Source organism: Brevibacterium sp. LAARM3_SD1, from assembly GCF_057364765.1.
In genome coordinates, this window is the sequence record NZ_JBNFOL010000021.1 from 1 (window position 1) to 16,151 (window position 16,151).

Annotated in this window: 13 protein-coding genes, 1 tRNA gene and 1 pseudogene; 6 read left to right on the top strand and 9 right to left on the bottom strand. The window is 64.8% G+C overall.

What is annotated here, in order from left to right:
* Positions 1-111: 111 nt before the first annotated feature.
* Positions 112-185: transfer RNA gene (locus AC2W7L_RS12185), tRNA-Met, on the bottom strand.
* A 161-nt stretch (positions 186-346) separates the two neighbouring features.
* On the opposite strand from AC2W7L_RS12185, the gene AC2W7L_RS12190 reads away from it, so the two are divergent.
* Positions 347-895: a YceI family protein gene (locus tag AC2W7L_RS12190; RefSeq protein WP_486004679.1), complete on the top strand. Its 549-nt coding sequence runs from the start codon at positions 347-349 to the stop codon at positions 893-895.
* Between the two features lie 212 nt (positions 896-1,107).
* Here AC2W7L_RS12190 and AC2W7L_RS12195 read toward each other — a convergent pair whose 3' ends face one another.
* Genes AC2W7L_RS12195 through AC2W7L_RS12215 form a run of 5 tightly spaced genes read right to left on the bottom strand, consistent with a single transcriptional unit; the run spans position 1,108 to position 6,154 of the window.
* Positions 1,108-2,373 carry an aminotransferase class I/II-fold pyridoxal phosphate-dependent enzyme gene (locus AC2W7L_RS12195; protein WP_486004680.1) on the bottom strand — a complete coding sequence of 422 codons (1,266 nt, stop codon included), beginning with the start codon at positions 2,371-2,373 and terminating at the stop codon, positions 1,108-1,110.
* A complete protein-coding gene (gene hisN, locus AC2W7L_RS12200; RefSeq protein ID WP_486004681.1) occupies positions 2,373-3,164 on the bottom strand; it encodes a histidinol-phosphatase in 792 nt (263 codons plus the stop codon). Before hisN ends, AC2W7L_RS12195 begins: the two co-directional genes overlap by 1 nt.
* 9 nt (positions 3,165-3,173) lie before the next feature.
* Positions 3,174-4,328: a ribosome small subunit-dependent GTPase A gene (gene rsgA / locus AC2W7L_RS12205; protein WP_486004682.1), complete on the bottom strand. Its 1,155-nt coding sequence runs from the start codon at positions 4,326-4,328 to the stop codon at positions 3,174-3,176.
* Between the two features lies 1 nt (position 4,329).
* Complete coding sequence (gene aroA / locus AC2W7L_RS12210; RefSeq protein ID WP_486004683.1) at positions 4,330-5,664, bottom strand: 3-phosphoshikimate 1-carboxyvinyltransferase; 1,335 nt, start codon at positions 5,662-5,664, stop codon at positions 4,330-4,332.
* Positions 5,657-6,154, bottom strand: coding sequence for a DoxX family protein (locus tag AC2W7L_RS12215; protein WP_486004684.1), 498 nt, complete (start codon positions 6,152-6,154; stop codon positions 5,657-5,659). The genes aroA and AC2W7L_RS12215 overlap by 8 nt, the downstream gene beginning before the upstream one ends.
* Before the next feature lie 143 nt (positions 6,155-6,297).
* On the opposite strand from AC2W7L_RS12215, the gene AC2W7L_RS12220 reads away from it, so the two are divergent.
* Both AC2W7L_RS12220 and rsrA read left to right on the top strand, forming a co-directional pair.
* Positions 6,298-6,954: a sigma-70 family RNA polymerase sigma factor gene (locus AC2W7L_RS12220; protein WP_486004685.1), complete on the top strand. Its 657-nt coding sequence runs from the start codon at positions 6,298-6,300 to the stop codon at positions 6,952-6,954.
* Positions 6,951-7,208, top strand: coding sequence for a mycothiol system anti-sigma-R factor (gene rsrA, locus AC2W7L_RS12225; protein WP_167195710.1), 258 nt, complete (start codon positions 6,951-6,953; stop codon positions 7,206-7,208). Before AC2W7L_RS12220 ends, rsrA begins: the two co-directional genes overlap by 4 nt.
* A 99-nt stretch (positions 7,209-7,307) precedes the next feature.
* Here the strand turns inward: rsrA and AC2W7L_RS12230 are convergent, their stop codons facing one another.
* The 3 genes from AC2W7L_RS12230 to AC2W7L_RS12240 all read right to left on the bottom strand — a co-directional run bounded on the left by AC2W7L_RS12230 (position 7,308) and on the right by AC2W7L_RS12240 (position 11,851).
* Positions 7,308-7,382, bottom strand: coding sequence for a 50S ribosomal protein bL37 (locus AC2W7L_RS12230; protein WP_098731028.1), 75 nt, complete (start codon positions 7,380-7,382; stop codon positions 7,308-7,310).
* Between the two features lie 147 nt (positions 7,383-7,529).
* Positions 7,530-8,144 (bottom strand): GDSL-type esterase/lipase family protein, encoded by a 615-nt coding sequence (locus AC2W7L_RS12235; protein ID WP_486004686.1) that lies wholly within the window; start codon positions 8,142-8,144, stop codon positions 7,530-7,532.
* On the bottom strand, positions 8,141-11,851 hold the full coding sequence (locus AC2W7L_RS12240) for a multifunctional oxoglutarate decarboxylase/oxoglutarate dehydrogenase thiamine pyrophosphate-binding subunit/dihydrolipoyllysine-residue succinyltransferase subunit (RefSeq protein ID WP_486004687.1): 3,711 nt from the start codon (positions 11,849-11,851) through the stop codon (positions 8,141-8,143). Before AC2W7L_RS12240 ends, AC2W7L_RS12235 begins: the two co-directional genes overlap by 4 nt.
* Before the next feature lie 102 nt (positions 11,852-11,953).
* Here AC2W7L_RS12240 and guaB1 point away from each other — a divergent pair.
* From guaB1 to AC2W7L_RS12255, 3 genes and pseudogenes are all read left to right on the top strand, one after another.
* Positions 11,954-13,409 (top strand): annotated as a pseudogene (gene guaB1, locus AC2W7L_RS12245) (GMP reductase).
* Positions 13,410-13,540: 131 nt separating this feature from the next.
* Positions 13,541-14,872, top strand: a complete 1,332-nt coding sequence (locus AC2W7L_RS12250) for a hemolysin family protein (protein WP_486004688.1) — start codon at positions 13,541-13,543, stop codon at positions 14,870-14,872.
* Positions 14,869-15,930 carry a hemolysin family protein gene (locus AC2W7L_RS12255; RefSeq protein WP_167195725.1) on the top strand — a complete coding sequence of 354 codons (1,062 nt, stop codon included), beginning with the start codon at positions 14,869-14,871 and terminating at the stop codon, positions 15,928-15,930. Before AC2W7L_RS12250 ends, AC2W7L_RS12255 begins: the two co-directional genes overlap by 4 nt.
* Positions 15,931-16,151: the final 221 nt, after the last annotated feature.

A 16,151-nucleotide genomic window follows, 5' to 3' on the forward strand; every position in this document is an offset into this window, starting at 1 on the left:
CAGCAACCTCGCGCGAGGTTGCTGGGCCGCCGTCAGGTAGTAATAGAGATGAGGGGGATGAATGAGAAGAACCCCCAGTCAGTGAACTGACTGGGGGTTCTGCCGCTATCGTGGCGGGGGAGGGATTTGAACCCCCGACCTCCGGGTTATGAGCCCGGCGAGCTACCGAACTGCTCCACCCCGCGGCGTGTTCTTAACTTTACACGAGGGGTCACCTGACGGCCAAACCGAATACAGGTGACCTCCGCCACATGGTCACTTGCTGTTCACCCGCAGGGATTGCGTATGGTTGAAAGTTGAACTATAGTCATTTTTGTACTTCAAATTTCAACCAAAAGGAGAAATCATGACTGCTCTGCCTCAGGGACTCACCGCCGGAACCTGGAACATCGACCCCGTCCACTCGGAGTTCACATTCACTGCTCGCCACGCAGGCGTCTCGAAGGTCCGCGGACACTTCGAAGAGATCGCCGGCAGCGTCAACGTCGGTGAGACCCTCGAAGACAGCGTCGTGTCCGCCGAGGCCTCGGCGAACTCGATCAACACCCGCAACGAACAGCGCGACGGTCACCTCAAGAGCGGTGACTTCTTCCTCGCCGAGGAGCACCCGAAGCTGAGCTTCAAGTCGACCGGAATCAAAGCCGACGCTGCTGATGAGTTCCAGACCGTCGGCGAGCTGACCATGCGCGGCGTGACCAAGGAAGTCGCCTTCGCCACCGAATTCGCCGGTGTCGCCACCGACCCGAACGGCAACCAGGTCGCCGGCCTTTCGGCCACCGCCACGGTCAACCGCAAGGACTTCGGAATGTCCTTCGAGGCTGTCCTCGGCGGAGGAGAGCTCCTCGTCTCCGACAAGATCAAGATCGAGCTCGAGCTCGAGCTCGTCAAGGCCTGATCCGTCGGCAACAGGATCCTGTCTGAGGCGCGAGTGCGCCGTCAGCCGATCTGACCCCAGCAGACAGCTTCACTGCCCGACACAGAAGGGGCGAACCGCATCAGCGGTTCGCCCCTTCTTCCGTTTCAGACCTCACCGATCACGGCTCAGCGAATTCAGCGCATTCTGGTTCGTCGAGTTCTCATTCTGCCTGTTTTCGAGTCGAAGACTGCTCATCGCCTTGGCCGCAGAGCGTCCGGGTTCTCTCGCAGATGCGCACCGAGGGCGATGAACAGCTGTGAGCCCTTGTCGACGTCGGCGACGGACTTGCAGAAGGAATACCGGATCGATGACCGATAGGCGTCGTACGCTGGACTCCCCGGCCGGCACAGGGCAGGGACGGGAATTCCTACCAATGAGAATTCTCGGGCCAGCAGCTCATTGAGCGCGAAGGCGTCGAGATCCGTCACCGCAGAGAAGTCGACCACCGTGAAATAACCGGCGCGCGGAGTCGATACCTCAGCACCGGGCACTGTGCGACAGGCCGGCACCAGAACCTCTGCGCGGGCCCGCAAAGAAGCCCGGTTCTCGGTGACGAAGCGAGAGTCGCCGCTGAGCATGTCGGCCATCCCGATCTGCATCGGGCCGCCGGCCGTGAACGAGAGGAACTGTTTGACCGTCTGAACGGCCTGTCGAACCTCAGGTGAGGCGATGACCCAGCCGATCTTCCATCCCGTGGTGTTCCAGGATTTGCCCGCCGAGGAGACCGTGACGACCCGTGCGGAATCCTCGATCGCCACGGCGGGAGGGACATGCCCCTGATCGGTGAGGACGAGCTGTTCGTAGACCTCATCGGAGAGCACCCAGGCGTCGACCGACTCGGCCGCTTGACCGATGCGGGCGAGACCGTCGGTCGAGAAGATGAACCCGGTGGGATTGTGCGGAGTGTTGAGGAGGATGATTTCTGGTTCGACCTCGGCGACCACCCGATCGAAGGTCTCCCAATCCGGGACGAAGCCGCCGTGGCCATCGGGCAGGATCGGCACCGTGTGCAGTGTGCCGCCTGCGGCGGCGATCGCCGCAGGATAGGAATCGTAGAACGGTTCGAATGCGACGAGCGAACCGCCGCGGGGCAGAAGCGCGAGGATTGCTGCCGTCAGCCCCTCTGTGGCGCCCGCCGTGTAGAGCACCTCGTCGGGGGAGACGTTCTGACCGAAATCACGACCGCGCTGAGCGGCCACAGCCTCGAGCAGCTGGGGGAATCCCTGACCAGGGGCGTACTGATTGAAACCGGCCCGCATCGCTTCGGCGGTGGCGGCGATGAGTTCGTCCGGAGGCTCCGTGCCGGGAGCACCCTGCCCGAGGTTGACGGCTCCGACTTCGGCGGCGAACTTCGTCATCTGCCCGTAGATGGTCTCTCCGATCGACCCGTCAGGGTTGGTCAGACCTGCTGATTCGGCCATCGAATGCCACAGCGGGGCCCCCATGATGTCCGGCATCACGACACCTCCGCAGGGGCAACGCGCCCGAGCCGGTCCAGAGCCGCCTCGTGGAGTCGCGAATTGCTGGCCAAGGCGTTGCCGCCGAAGGGACCCGGGGTCCCTGCGGTGTTCGTGAAGGTGCCTCCGGCTTCGAGGACGATGGGCACGAGCGCACCCATATCGTAGAGTGCGAGCTCCGGTTCGCAGGCAAGGTCGACCGCGCCCTCGGCCAGCAGCATATAGGAGTAGAAGTCGCCGTAGCCGCGCGTACGCCACAGCGAATCGCAGAGGTCGAGGAACTCGTCGAGGATTCCGAGTTCCTTCCAGCCCGACAGTGAGGAGTACGACAGCGACGCATCGGCGAGAGCATCGACCGAGGACACGGTGATGCGTTCGGCTGGGGATCCGAGCTCGGTGGCATAGGCGCCCTGACCGGCTTCCGCCCACCACCGGCGACCGAGTGCGGGAGCGGAGACCACTCCCAGCAGCGGCTGGTCGCCGTCGTAGAGCGAGATCAGCGTCGCCCACACGGGTACTCCGCGCACGAAGTTCTTCGTCCCGTCGATCGGATCGATGATCCATCGTCGCGATGAGTCCCCGTGGGCTCCGAATTCCTCACCGAGCACGCTGTCCTCGGGGCGAGCCTCGGTGAGGCGAGTCATGATCGCCTTCTCCACCGCACGGTCGCATTCGGTGACAGGGGTGAGGTCGGGTTTGGTTTCGACAGCGAAGTCCTGGGCCCGGAAATGCGGGTGGCTGATGGCATCGGCAAGATCGGCGAGTGCGATCGCCAGGTCGAGGTCGTTCATGCCTCCAGCCTATCCAGTCGAGGGCAGCAGCCGGCGCAGGGACTCCAGCCGCGAGACTCCTCCGGGCCCGGCCTTACCGTCGGCCACCCACTCATCGAGTCGGCAGCCGGGGGAGTCGGCGAGGTGAGTGCACCCACGGGGGCACTCGGCCGTGGCGTCGACGAGCTCCGGGAACGCCGAGATCAGGGTCTCCCGGTCCACATGGGCAAGACCGAAGCTGCGCACTCCCGGGGTGTCGATGAGCCATCCGCCGCGCTCCAACGGCAGACACACTGCCGAGGACGAGGTGTGCCGCCCGCGCCCGGTGACATCGTTGACGTGGCCCGTCGCGCGCTCGGCGGCGGGAACGAGGACGTTGGTCAGGGTCGATTTGCCCACGCCCGAATGGCCCACGAGGACGCTGATGCGTCCCCGCAGACGTTCGGCCACCTCGGCGTGGGGTTCGCTCTCGTTACGATCAGAATCGTCCGCGTCACAAGCGGAATCGTTCGCGTCATGCGCAGAATCGTTCGCGGTCGATTCGGTCGTGGCCGTATCGGATGACTCGGCAGCGGGGGCGACGGAGGACTCGACGATGTCGACCCCGGAGGCGGAGAACCGTTCCTGCAACTCCGTGGCCGGGTGCAGGTCGGTCTTCGTGACGATCAGCAGGGGAGTGATCCCCGCATCGAAGGCGGCGACGAGGGCGCGGTCGATGAGTCCGAACGAGGGGTCGGGGTCCATGGTGGCCGTGACGATGCCCATGACGTCGACATTGGCCACGAGGACGCGCTCGGTCGGGTCGGTGTCATCGGCGCTGCGGCGCAGCAGGGTCTGCCTTTCGGTGATCTCCACCAGTCTGGCCAGGGTTCCCTCCGCTCCCGAGGTATCGCCGACGAGGCGGACGATGTCGCCGGGGACGATCGCCTGCTTGCGCAGGTGCGAGGCGCGCACCGCCGTCACCGAGGTGGCCCCACGTGAGCGTTTCCCCTTCTTCCGAGTCGGGGGAGTCGAGGGGAAGTTCCCATCGTCGTCGGCGAGGATGACGCGGTACCGGCCCCGATCGACCGCGGTGACCAGACCGGACACGGCATCCTTGTGGTCCGGGCGGTTCTTCGTCCGGGGGCGCGAACCGCGGCGGTTCGGTCGGGGACGGTAGTCCTCGTCGCGGAAGATCTTCGCCATATCAGGCTCCGGGGGTGAGCATGGCTTCCCACAGCTGAGTGAAAGCAGGCAGGGTCTTGGCGACGGTGCCGGCGTTCTCGACGACCATTCCGTTGTTGCGCAGGGCGAGGACGGCGCCGGCCATGACCATGCGATGGTCGTGGTAGGTGTGCCACAGTGCCGGGCGCAGCTGGCTGGTGCCGGTGATCGTCAGCGCATCGGGATGCTCGACGACGTCGACGCCGATGGCTCCGTACTCCCGGGTCAGGGCGGATAGGCGATCGGTCTCGTGCCCGCGCAGATGTCTGATTCCGCGCAGCTGCGAGGTGCCTTCGGCCAGAGCCGCGAGAGCCGAGACCACGGGGGTGAGCTCGCCGACGGCTGACAGGTCGAGATCGACAGCGGTGAGCCGCTCAGGGCCCTGCACATGCAGTCCGTCCCGGTCGAGGCGCACCGTCGCTCCGAAGGCTTCGGCGATCTCACGGAAGCCGTCGCCGGCCTGGGTCGTGTGCGCGGGCCAACCGGCGATGGTCAGGGAACCACCGGTGGCGACGGCTGCCGCAGCGAAGGCGGCGGCGTTGGACAGGTCGGGTTCGACCTGGACGTCGAGACCGCGGGGGAGCCCGGGTTCGACGATCCAGCGTTCGGGTTCGGGTTCGCTGATGTCGACGCCCGCGTCCCGGAGGACCTCGATCGTCATATCCACGTGCGTTCGGCTGGGCACCGTGTCCGCGGTGTTGGTCAGTTCGAGGCCCAAAGGCATGACGGGGGCCGAGAGCAGCAGTCCCGAGACGAACTGACTGGAGGCGCTGGCGTCGATGCCGAGGTGGCCGCCGCGCAGGTTCGAGTCGGCGTGGATGGTCATCGGCAATGTTCCGTCGGCGGAGGTGATCGAAGCACCGAGCTCGCGCAGAGACTCGATCGTCACCGACATCGGCCGCACCCTGGCCTGCTCGTCGCCGTCGAGGGTGACTTCACGTCCGGTCAGCGCGGCGAGCGGGGGAATGAAGCGCATCACGGTTCCAGCGAGGCCGCAGTCGATGGTGATCGACTCCGAATCCTGTACCGCTGGAGCGTTCCCGCCGGCGAAGGGGATCGGCTCGATGTGGAGTTCATCTTCGTCTTCGTCGATCACAGCACCGAGGCGGCGCAGCGCTTCGACCATCAGCAAGGTATCGCGGCTGCGCAGCCATCCCCTGAGGTCCGAGCCGGAACGGGCCAGAGCCGCGAGGATGAGATAGCGGTTCGTCAGGGACTTCGAACCGGGAACGGAGACGGTGGCAGAGATGGCGGAACCGGCGACCGGCGGCTGCCAGTCGCCGGTCACCGGGGGAGTGTGCGTGGAGATGTCAGTCAACTCCGAGTGCGCTCAGAGCCTGCTTCGAGGTGTCTTCGACACTCGACCACAGGTCTTCGGCCGCATGCTGTGTCCGCCACCACAGACCGGGGCGTCCGGCGGTGTCGACGGCGGCGAGCAGGGCACCGCCGAGCATCGATGTGCGCAGGAGTGTGCGTTCGTTGCGGGCCTTCTTCTCGTCCTTCGACGTCGTCTTGTCGGCAGACAGACGCTCACCGACGGTGTCGAGCAGGTATGTGCCGACGAGGATCGATGCGCTGAGGCGGGGGAAGCGCCCGATGGCCAGCATCGAACCGGCAGCGACCTGTGCCACACCGGTTGCCCGGGCGAGAGTCACTGCGTCGACCGGAACGTCGACCTGCTTGCTGGCCTGGTTGAGGAGCGGGCCGACCGATGCGGCCGCTGCCTCCGGCTTGCGCAGTCGTTCGACGCCGTTGAGGATGTAGCCGGCGGCCAGCATGGGCCGTGCGATAAGACGAATGGGAGACACAGTGGTCCTTCCTACGTGGCGGTCATCTCACTGGCAAGCATAACTGCTGAGGTGGGAATAGTGGGACGCCGGTCCGATGTTGTACCGGGTGAAGCCATTCGACGGGTGCACGTCGCGAAGTCGACAGGCAGAAGGAGAAGTCTATGAGCGCCACTGCCGTCCTGGAGAGAACGGGCGTACCATTGACTGCGATGACCGAATCAGTCAAAGAAGCCCCCGAAACGGACGCCGAGAGGTCGGCGCGTTTCGAGCGGGATGCTCTGGAATATGTCAACCAGCTCTACGCAGCTGCTCTGCGTATGACACGCAACCCGGCAGACGCCGAGGACCTCGTCCAGGAAGCCTATGCGAAGGCCTACGCGGCCTTCCACCAGTACAAGCCCGGAACCAACCTCAAGGCGTGGCTGTACCGGATCCTGACGAACACCTTCATCAACAACTACCGCAAGAAGCAGCGCCAGCCGCAGGAGCACGGCAGCGAGGACATCGAAGACTGGCAGATCGCACAGGCGAACAGCCACTCGTCCTCCGGCGGTCGTTCCGCTGAGCTCGAAGCTCTCGACCACCTTCCCGACTCCGACGTCAAGGAGGCGCTCTCGGCCCTGCCCGAAGACTTCCGGATGGTCGTCTACTATGCCGATGTCGAAGGCCTGCCGTACAAGGAGATCGCCGAGATCATGGAGACGCCGATCGGCACGGTGATGTCGCGTCTTCACCGAGGCCGCCGACAGCTGCGCGAGATGTTGGCCGACTACGCCGCCGACCGCGGTTTCGTGAGTCCCGAGGGAGGTGCGAAATGAGTGACGAAGAATGCTGCGAAAGCGTGAGAACCGAGTCTCTCATGCGCATCTACCACTATCTCGACGGAGAGCTGACGACGACGGAGATCCGCGAGATCTCGATCCACCTCGAACAGTGCCCGTCATGTCATGACGAGTACGAGATCGAAGCGCTGCTCAAGGAGCTCGTCCGTCGTTCGTGCAGCCACGATCGTGCCCCGATGGGACTGCGTGAGAAGATCCGCCAGCGGATCGCACTCGAACAGAACTCCTGACCGGCGGCCCGGGTACAGCCCGGAACCTCGGACACAACGAAGGCGGGAAGAGATTCGAATCTCTTCCCGCCTTCGTCATTCACTGAACGAATCAGCGATTCATGCGTTTGGACGCTTGCCGTGGTTTGCTTTCTTACGGCGGCGATCGCGACGCTTACGGCCACGCTTGCTCATTGTGCCCTCCTTTGATAGACGCTCAATTGTCTCATAATGCCCGAGCAGAGCAAAGTCGGCGCACGTCACAGACCTTGCCGATCCGCCTCGACGCGATGGTGCGATTGTCACCTCGGGTGCTGCTCGGCCGAGTAACGCGAAGACGCCTCAGCTGTCGCCGAGGACGTCCTGGACTCCCAGCCAGTTGAACCAGCCGCGGTGGAGAACCAGCCAGGCCAGCAGACCGTAGCCTTCCTGCGCCGGCAGATGGTCCCGTGACGAAGCGACCTCGCGCTGCCAGACCGGATGGCCGAGGAGCGGAGTGAAGGTGTCGACATAGGTGATGCCGCGCCGCTTGGCCACATCGGAGAAGCTGGCGTTGAGCTCAGCGATGCGACGATTGCGATCACCGTCGTGCTCCGGCGGTGGGCCCAATACGAATGTCGAGACCTTCCGGGCCAATGCTTCGTCGAGGATATTGGCCACATCGAGTCGAGCCCGGGCCACGGAACGACCCGAATCGAGATCCCCGGATCCCAGTGCAAGCACCAGGCGGTTGTCCCCGTCCGGAGAGAACCGCAGGGACGCCTCGGCGATGGTGCGGGCATGAAGGCCGGCGGAATCCTCTGACGGTACGGCCAGGGGATACACCTTGAGCTCCGGCAGACTCGGCAGAGTCCGCGCCGTCACCCGACCGACCCATCCGAGGCCACGGCCATCGCCGTGGCCGGCGACCAAAGGGCCTCCGACCACGGCGATGGTAGTGGTGACGTCGCTGCTCACCGGCTGAAGATCCGGTCGACGAGTTCCTTCTGCTGTGCATCGTGGAAGTGCTTGAGTCCAGTCGATGTGGCTGCAGAAGCGGCACGGGAGATGACCTTGACCTCACGGCCGCCGAGGAGCTCGGGCAGGTGCAGCGCCATGAAGGGCCATGCGCCCTGGTTCTCCGGCTCTTCCTGAGCCCAGACGATCTCGGCGTCGGCCGGGAAGCGGTCGAGCACGGCGGTGATGGCCTCTTCGTCGAGTGGGTAGAGCTGCTCGAGGCGGACGAGAGCCAACTTCTGGTCGTTGTCCTTCTCGCGCTTGGCCTTGAGCTCCCAGTAGAGCTTGCCGGAGACGAGGACGACACGCTCGACCTGCGAGGCATCGACGTCCGTATCGTCGATGACGGCCTGGAACTTGCCCGAGGTGAACTCCTCCGGCGAGTTCGCCGCAGCCTTGAGACGCAGCATCGACTTCGGGGTGAAGACGATGAGCGGACGCTTGTTCGTCGTCGAGGCGTGGCGACGCAGCAGGTGGAAGTACGAGGCGCCCGAGGACGGATAGGCGACCGTCATATTGTTCTCCGCGCACAGTTGGAGGTAGCGCTCGATGCGGCCCGAGGAGTGGTCGGGTCCCTGCCCCTCGTAACCGTGAGGCAGGAGCATGACGACACCGGAGTTCTGCTGCCACTTCTGCTCGGAGGAGGAGATGAACTCGTCGATGACGGACTGCGCACCCTGTGCGAAGTCACCGAACTGAGCCTCCCACGCCACAAGAGCGTCCTTGCGTTCGACGGAGTACCCGTATTCGAAGCCGACGGCGGCGTACTCGCTGAGCAGGGAATCGTAGACCCAGAAGCGAGCCTGCTCCTCGGTGAGGTTCTGCAGCGGGGTCCACTCGTTGCCGTTCACCGAGTCGATGAGCACCGAGTGGCGCTGGACGAACGTTCCGCGGCGGGAGTCCTGGCCCGCCAGTCGCACCGGCACACCGTCCATGAGCAGTGAACCGAAGGCCAGAAGCTCGGCGAAGCCCCAGTCGATGCCGCCTGAGAGCGACATCTCCTTGCGCTTCTCGAGCAGCGCCCGCAGCTTCTTGTGAACCGTGAAGCCGTCGGGGATCTCCGTGAAGGCCTCACCGATGCGCTGGAGCGTCTCGGGGCTGATGGCCGTCTCGGCATTGTTGAAGGCCTCGATGTCGCTGGGCTCGTAGGGAGCGTTGAACGCTTCCCCGTCGTAGGGGCCGGTCTCGGCCTCCTTGGTCTCGGCGAACGCCGATTCCAGCTTCGACTGGTAGTCCTTGAGCGCCTCGGCGGCCTCTTCGTCGGTGATGCACTTCCTGCCCACGAGCGATTCGGTGTAGAGCTTGCGCACCGAACCCTTCTTCTCGATGAGCGAGTACATCGTCGGCTGGGTCATCGACGGATCGTCGCCCTCGTTGTGGCCGCGACGGCGGTAGCACACGAGGTCGATGACGACGTCCCGGTTGAATTCCTGGCGGTATTCGAAGGCCAGACGAGCCGCCCGGACAACGGCCTCGGGGTCATCGCCGTTGACGTGGAAGATCGGGGCGTTGATCGACTTGGCGACGTCCGTGCAGTAGAACGAAGACCGCGCCGAGGCGGGGGGAGTGGTGAACCCGACCTGGTTGTTGATGATGACGTGGACCGTTCCACCGGTGCGGTAGCCGCGCAGCTCGGAGAGGTTGAGCGTCTCGGTGACCACGCCCTGACCGGCGAATGCGGCATCGCCGTGGACGAGGACCGGCAGCACGGTGAAGCCCGACTCGCCCTGGTCGATGAGATCCTGCTTGGCGCGCACGATGCCCTCGAGTACCGGGTCGACGGTTTCGAGGTGGCTGGGGTTGGCAGCGACGTAGACACCGGTGGTGTTGCCTGCCGGTGAGGTGAACGAACCCTTGGTGCCCAGGTGGTACTTCACATCACCCGAGCCCTGGACACTGTCCGCGGACATGGTGCCGTCGAACTCACGGAAGATCTGCGCATAGGACTTGCCGGCGATGTTCGTGAGCACATTGAGGCGACCGCGGTGGGCCATGCCGATGGCGACCTCGTCGAGGCCGGTGTCGGCGGACTGGTTGAGGATCTCGTCGAGCAGGACGATCGCGGACTCTCCGCCTTCGAGGCTGAAGCGCTTCTGTCCGATGTACTTCGTCTGGAGGAAGGTCTCGAAGGCCTCGGCGGCATTGAGGCGGCCGAGGATGTGTCCCTGCTCCGAACGGGTGAGCTCCTGATGCGGAACCTCGATCTTCGACTGGAACCAGCGGCGCTGGACCGGGTCGGCGATATGCATGTATTCGAATCCGGTGGTCCGGCAGTAGCTCTCGCGCAGCAGTCCGAGGATGTTGCGGAAGGGCATCATCGGCTTCGCGCCGAATCCGCCGGTGGGGAACTCGCGTTCGAGATCCCACAGGGTCAGACCATGCTGGTTGATGTCGAGATCCGGGTGCGACCGCTGACGGTAGACCAGCGGATCGATATTGGCCATGAGGTGGCCGCGCGTGCGGTAGGCATCGATGAGTTCGATGACGCGTGCGGTCTTGTTGACGTCGTCCTGGTCTTCGGCCGAGACGTCGGGAACCCAGCGGACCGGCTCGTACGGCAGACGCAGGGATTCGAAGACATCGTCGTAGAAGCCGTCTTCGCCCAGCAGGTAGCTGTGGACCAGCTTGAGGAACTCGCCCGAACCGGCGCCCTGGATCACGCGGTGATCGTAGGTCGAGGTCAGGGTCAGCACCTTGGACACGGCCAGGGAGTTGATGGTCTGCTGGCTGGCGCCCTGGAATTCGGCGGGGTAGTCAAGCGCGCCGACGCCGATGATGCAGCCCTGGCCCTTGGTCAGACGCGGCACGGAGTGGACGGTGCCGATTCCTCCGGGGTTGGTCAGCGAGACGGTGGTGTCGGCGAAGTCGTCGGCAGTGAGCTTGCCCTGCCGTGCCTTGTCGACGAGGCCGTCGTAGGCGTCGACGAACTGGCGGAAGGTCAGCGTCTCGGCCTTCTTGACATTGGGCACCAGCAGGGTGCGGGATCCGTCCTTCTTCGGCACGTCGATGGCGAGGCCGAAGTTGATGTGGGCGGGGGAGATCATCACGGGCTTGCCGTCGCGGACGTCGTAGGAGACGTTCTGCGAGGGGAAGTTCTGCAGGGCGCGGATCACGGCATAGCCGATGAGGTGGGTGAAGGAGACCTTCCCACCACGGGTGCGCTTGAGGTGCGAGTTGATGACGATCCGGTTGTCGATGAGCGCCTTGGCAGGCAGGGCCCGGACCGAGGTGGCGGTCGGGACTTCGAGCGACTCATCCATGTTCTTGGCGATGAGCTTCGCGGGGCCGCGCAGGGGAGTGATCGTCTCCTCCGGTGCGGGCTTCGGTGCGGCGTCCTTCTCGGAGACCTTCGGCACGGACTTGGTCTCGGCCTTCAGCGTCTCGGACTCAGCCGAGGACGGGGTGACTCCGCGAGAGGTCGCCGGAGCGGCGACGGGGGCAAGGGCCTTGGTATCCGACTTCTTTGCGGCCGGCTTCGCCTCCTGTTTGGCGGCCGGCTCGGCAGCGGACTGAGCGCCTCCGCCGTTCTTTTCGTACTTGTCGAAGAAGGGCCACCAGGACTGGTCGACCGAATTCTTATCTGACTTGTACTGCTCATACAATTCCTCGACCAGCCACTCATTCGACCCGAAGTCTTCAACGGTGCGGTTCGGAGTATTGACGGACACGGCGTTGATCGCCTACTTCCTGATTCAAGACTTGCTGCTTAACGACATCTCCAAGCCTAACGTGATGTGCCATCGAATGTGCAGTTAAGGGACAATAGTGTTATGCGTTTCATCTCAAATGACCCGAACACCGATCTCACCTACTCCGATGTGTTCCTCGTCCCGAAATCCTCGGTGCTGACTTCGCGCTTCGAGGTCGACCTCACGACCACCGATCCGACCGGCTCGACGACGCCGCTCGTCGCCGCGAATATGACCGCGGTGTCCGGTCGTCGGATGGCTGAGACGATGGCCCGTCGCGGGGGACTGGCGGTGCTGCCGCAGGACATCCCGCTGACCGCTGCGCAGGAGACCATCGCCTGGGTGAAGAGCCGGGACCGGATCTTCGAATCTGCTCTGCGCTTCGTGCCCGAGGACACAGTGCTCAATGCCCTGCACGTGCTGGCCAAGCGTCCGCACGGCTTCGGCGTCGTCGTCGACGCCGCGGGTAAGTTCGAAGGCACCATCAATGCCGCGGATCTGCGCGGAGTCGACCGCTTCACCTCGGTGGCGGAACTGGTGGACTCCTCACCCCATGTCATCCGCGCCTCCGACGTCGACTGGGAGGACACCGCGCAGCTGGAGTCCCTATTCGAGCGGATGACGGAATCGCGGGCCGAGTTCGCCGCCGTCGTCGACGACGAGAACACGGTGCTCGGCAGCCTGACTCCGAAGTCGCTGCTGCGCTCGTCCATCTACACCCCCAATCTCGATGATCAGGGACGGCTGAAGATCGCCGTGGCCATCGGCGTCAACGGTGCCGCGGTCGAACGCGCCACGTCACTGGTCGAGGCCGGTGCCGACGTCCTCGTCGTCGACACCGCGCACGGTCATCAGGTGAAGATGCTCGACACGCTGTCGGCGATCGCCGATGCCGAGCTCGGGGTGCCGATCGTGGCCGGCAACGTCGTCACGCCGAAGGGGTCCGCGACCTGGTCTCCGCCGGTGCCGACATCGTCAAGGTCGGCGTCGGCCCCGGAGCCATGTGCACGACTCGGATGATGACCGCCGTCGGTCGTCCGCAGTTCTCTGCTGTGCTCGAATGCGCCGAGGCGGCTCGCGAGCTGGGGGCCCATGTGTGGGCCGACGGCGGAGTCCGCTATCCCCGCGACGTCGCCCTGGCTCTGGCCGCCGGAGCCTCGCAGGTCATGGTCGGATCCTGGTTCGCCGGGACCCACGAATCTCCCGGCGACCTGCTGATCGACGGTGAAGGCCGGAAGTACAAGGAGAGCTTCGGAATGGCTTCGGCACGGGCCGTGGCCAATCGCACCCGCACCGAATCGGCCTTCGCCCGAGCACGGAAGGGGCTGTTCGAAGAGGGCATCTCGTCGTCGACCATGTACATCGACCCCGAATCTCCCGGTGTCGAGGACCTGCTCGACGGCATCACTTCGGGCGTCCGCAGCTCCTGCACCTACGCCGGCGCCGCAGCCTCGGCGAATTCGCGCGTCTGGCCGCGGTCGGAGTCCAGAGCGCCGCCGGTTACGAAGAGGGCCGACCGCTGTCGGGAAGTTGGTAAGATCTCCTCATGCACAGTGACAGTCCCGGCCGGCGGGAAGCCGGCGCCCCAGATGACGATCCTCACCCCGCGAGGGTCTCACGCTTCACCTGCTCTGCTCAGCAGACAGCGAACGGCGGGGACAGTCACTGATGGAATGGATACTCCTCGCCCTCGCACTGCTGCTCATCCTCGGCACCGGCGTCTTCGTCGCCGCCGAATTCTCACTGCTGACCCTCGACCGTCATACCGCCGATAAGGCGGTCGAGGACGGCGTCGTCGGCGCGAAGACGCTGCGGCGCTCGATGACCCACCTGTCAACCCAGCTCTCGGCGGCGCAGGTGGGCATCACGATCACCACTCTGCTCACCGGTTACCTCATGGAACCGTCCTTGGGCAGGCTGCTCGCGCCGCTGTTCGAGGCTTGGGGCGTCGGTCCCGGTCTCGCAGCACCGATGGCGCTGACCATCGCGCTCATCGTCTCCACGGTGGGATCGATGATCTTCGGAGAGCTCGTGCCGAAGAACCTCGCCATCGCCGTTCCGCTGGCGACGGGCCGCATCGCGGCTCCGATGCAGTACCTATTCTCCATCGTCTTCAAGCCTGTCATCGCAGTCCTCAACGGCACGGCGAACAAGATCCTCATGTCGATGGGCATCGAACCGCAGGAGGAGGGTTCGGTCGGTCGCTCTCCCGAGGAGCTGACCTCACTCGTGCGCCACTCCGCAGAGGAGGGAGTCCTCGACGAGCAGACGGCGGGTCTGCTGGAGCGGACCCTGAGCTTCTCCGAACGCACCGCCGAAGACGTGATGACCCCGCGCACACGCATGTCCACGGTCGACAAGGACACCACGGCTCGACTGATCATCGAGCAGGCACGTGACACCGGATTCTCCCGCTTCCCCGTGGCGGCCGAGGACAAGGACCACATCGTCGGCGTCGTCCACGTCAAACAGGCCTTCGCCGTGCCTCCGGGCAACCGCGACGACGCCTATGCAGGAGGGCTGATGACCGAGGTTCGTGAGATCCCGGAGACCCAACGCCTCGATCCGCTGCTCTTGGAGCTGCGGGCCACAGGTCTGCAGATGGCCGTGGTCGTCGATGAGTTCGGCGGCACGGCCGGAGTCGTCACCCTCGAGGATGTCGTCGAAGAGCTCGTGGGAGAGGTCGCCGATGAGCACGATCGGATGCGCGTCGCGGCACGACCGGCTCGCGACGGCTCCTGGATCGTGCCCGGTCAGCTGCGGCCCGATGAGATCTCGTCGACGATCGGTGTGACGATCCCGGAGGACTCGGACTACGAGACTCTGGCCGGATTCGTGCTCAAGGAGCTCGGACGGATTCCCGAACCGGGTGACGAGGTCCGCACGGACGATGCCCGCATCGTGGTCGAACGGATGCACGGTCGACGCATCGAGCGCCTCCGGGTGGTGCTGCGCGCCGCCGACGCAGGAGCTTTCGAGGCCGGAGGTGAGAAGCGATGAGCGCCGATTGGTTCGGTCTGGTCTGGCTGGTCGTTCTCCTCCTGGGCAACTCCTTCTTCGTCGCCGCCGAGTTCGCTGTCGTCGCGGCCAAACGCTCACAGATCGAGCCGCGCGCGGCCGAAGGCTCCGCAGCGGCGAAGACAGCGCTCTATGCGATGGAACACGTGTCGCTGATGCTTGCGATCTGCCAGCTCGGCATCACCGTGTGCTCACTGCTACTGGGCAACGTGGCCGAACCGGCCATCCACCATCTGCTCGCCGGTCCGCTCGAGGGCCTGGGGATTCCCGCGGGACTGTCCTCGACGATCTCCTTCATCCTGGCACTCGGCGTCGTGACCTACCTGCACGTGGTGATCGGCGAGATGGTGCCGAAGAACCTGGCTCTGGCGGCGTCCGGCCAGGCCGTGATGCTGTTGGCGACACCACTGGTGTTCCTGGCCCGAGTCTTCGGATTCGTCATCCGTCCTCTCAACGGACTGGCCAACGGGATCCTGCACCTGTTCAAGATCGAGGCCCGCGACGAGGTCAACGAGGCCTACACGATCGAGCAGGTCGAATCGATCGTGGCCGAGTCGAAGCGCGAGGGACTGCTCAGCGATGACACCGGGCTGCTCAAGGGCGCCATCGAGTTCAGCGACAAGACCGCGTCCGACATCATGGTCCCGATGTCCGAGCTCATCACGATCTCGGACAAGGTGACCCCGAACGAGCTGGTGACCCTGGTCGGCAAGACGGGCTTCTCTCGGTACTTCGTCGTCGGTGACGACGGATATCCGGAGGACTATCTCCACATCAAGGACGTCCTCTACGCGGATACGGAAGAGGCGTTCGATGCTCCGGTGCAGAGCAAGCGCTTCCGTCCTCTGTTCACGGTCACGGCCGATGACGAAGTCGAGGAGGCTCTGGCTCAGATGCAGAAGGCCGGAATCCACGTCGCCCGCGTCATCGACTCGCAGGCGCAGGTTCTCGGTCTTCTCTTCCTCGAGGACGTGCTCGAAGAGCTCGTCGGTGAGGTTCAGGACGCGATGCAGCGAGGGCGATTCGACTTTCGCAGCTGAGCATCCTGCACCCGAGCATTCCGAGCCGGCTCAATTGCCTGCCTCACCCGGTCGCCCCGGCGGCGGATTCCTGTCTTCAGGAGTCCGCCGCCGGGGCGCTGTACCAGTTGACGGTGTATTCGGGGCGCTGTTTTCGAGGCGGCGTATTCGACGGCGCTGTAGGAGCTCGCCCGGGGGAGGCGCCGTTCGACGTGGAGACCCATTCGTGACCGACTGTGTAA

Bases quoted from the DNA above. Each gene is read 5' to 3' on its own strand.
- AC2W7L_RS12190 (WP_486004679.1), top strand. From the start codon at position 347: ATGACTGCTCTGCCTCAGGGACTCACCGCCGGAACCTGGAACATCGAC.
- AC2W7L_RS12195 (WP_486004680.1), bottom strand. From the start codon at position 2,373: ATGCCGGACATCATGGGGGCCCCGCTGTGGCATTCGATGGCCGAATCA.
- hisN (WP_486004681.1), bottom strand. From the start codon at position 3,164: ATGAACGACCTCGACCTGGCGATCGCACTCGCCGATCTTGCCGATGCC.
- rsgA (WP_486004682.1), bottom strand. From the start codon at position 4,328: ATGGCGAAGATCTTCCGCGACGAGGACTACCGTCCCCGACCGAACCGC.
- AC2W7L_RS12220 (WP_486004685.1), top strand. From the start codon at position 6,298: ATGAGCGCCACTGCCGTCCTGGAGAGAACGGGCGTACCATTGACTGCG.
- rsrA (WP_167195710.1), top strand. From the start codon at position 6,951: ATGAGTGACGAAGAATGCTGCGAAAGCGTGAGAACCGAGTCTCTCATG.
- AC2W7L_RS12250 (WP_486004688.1), top strand. From the start codon at position 13,541: ATGGAATGGATACTCCTCGCCCTCGCACTGCTGCTCATCCTCGGCACC.
- AC2W7L_RS12255 (WP_167195725.1), top strand. From the start codon at position 14,869: ATGAGCGCCGATTGGTTCGGTCTGGTCTGGCTGGTCGTTCTCCTCCTG.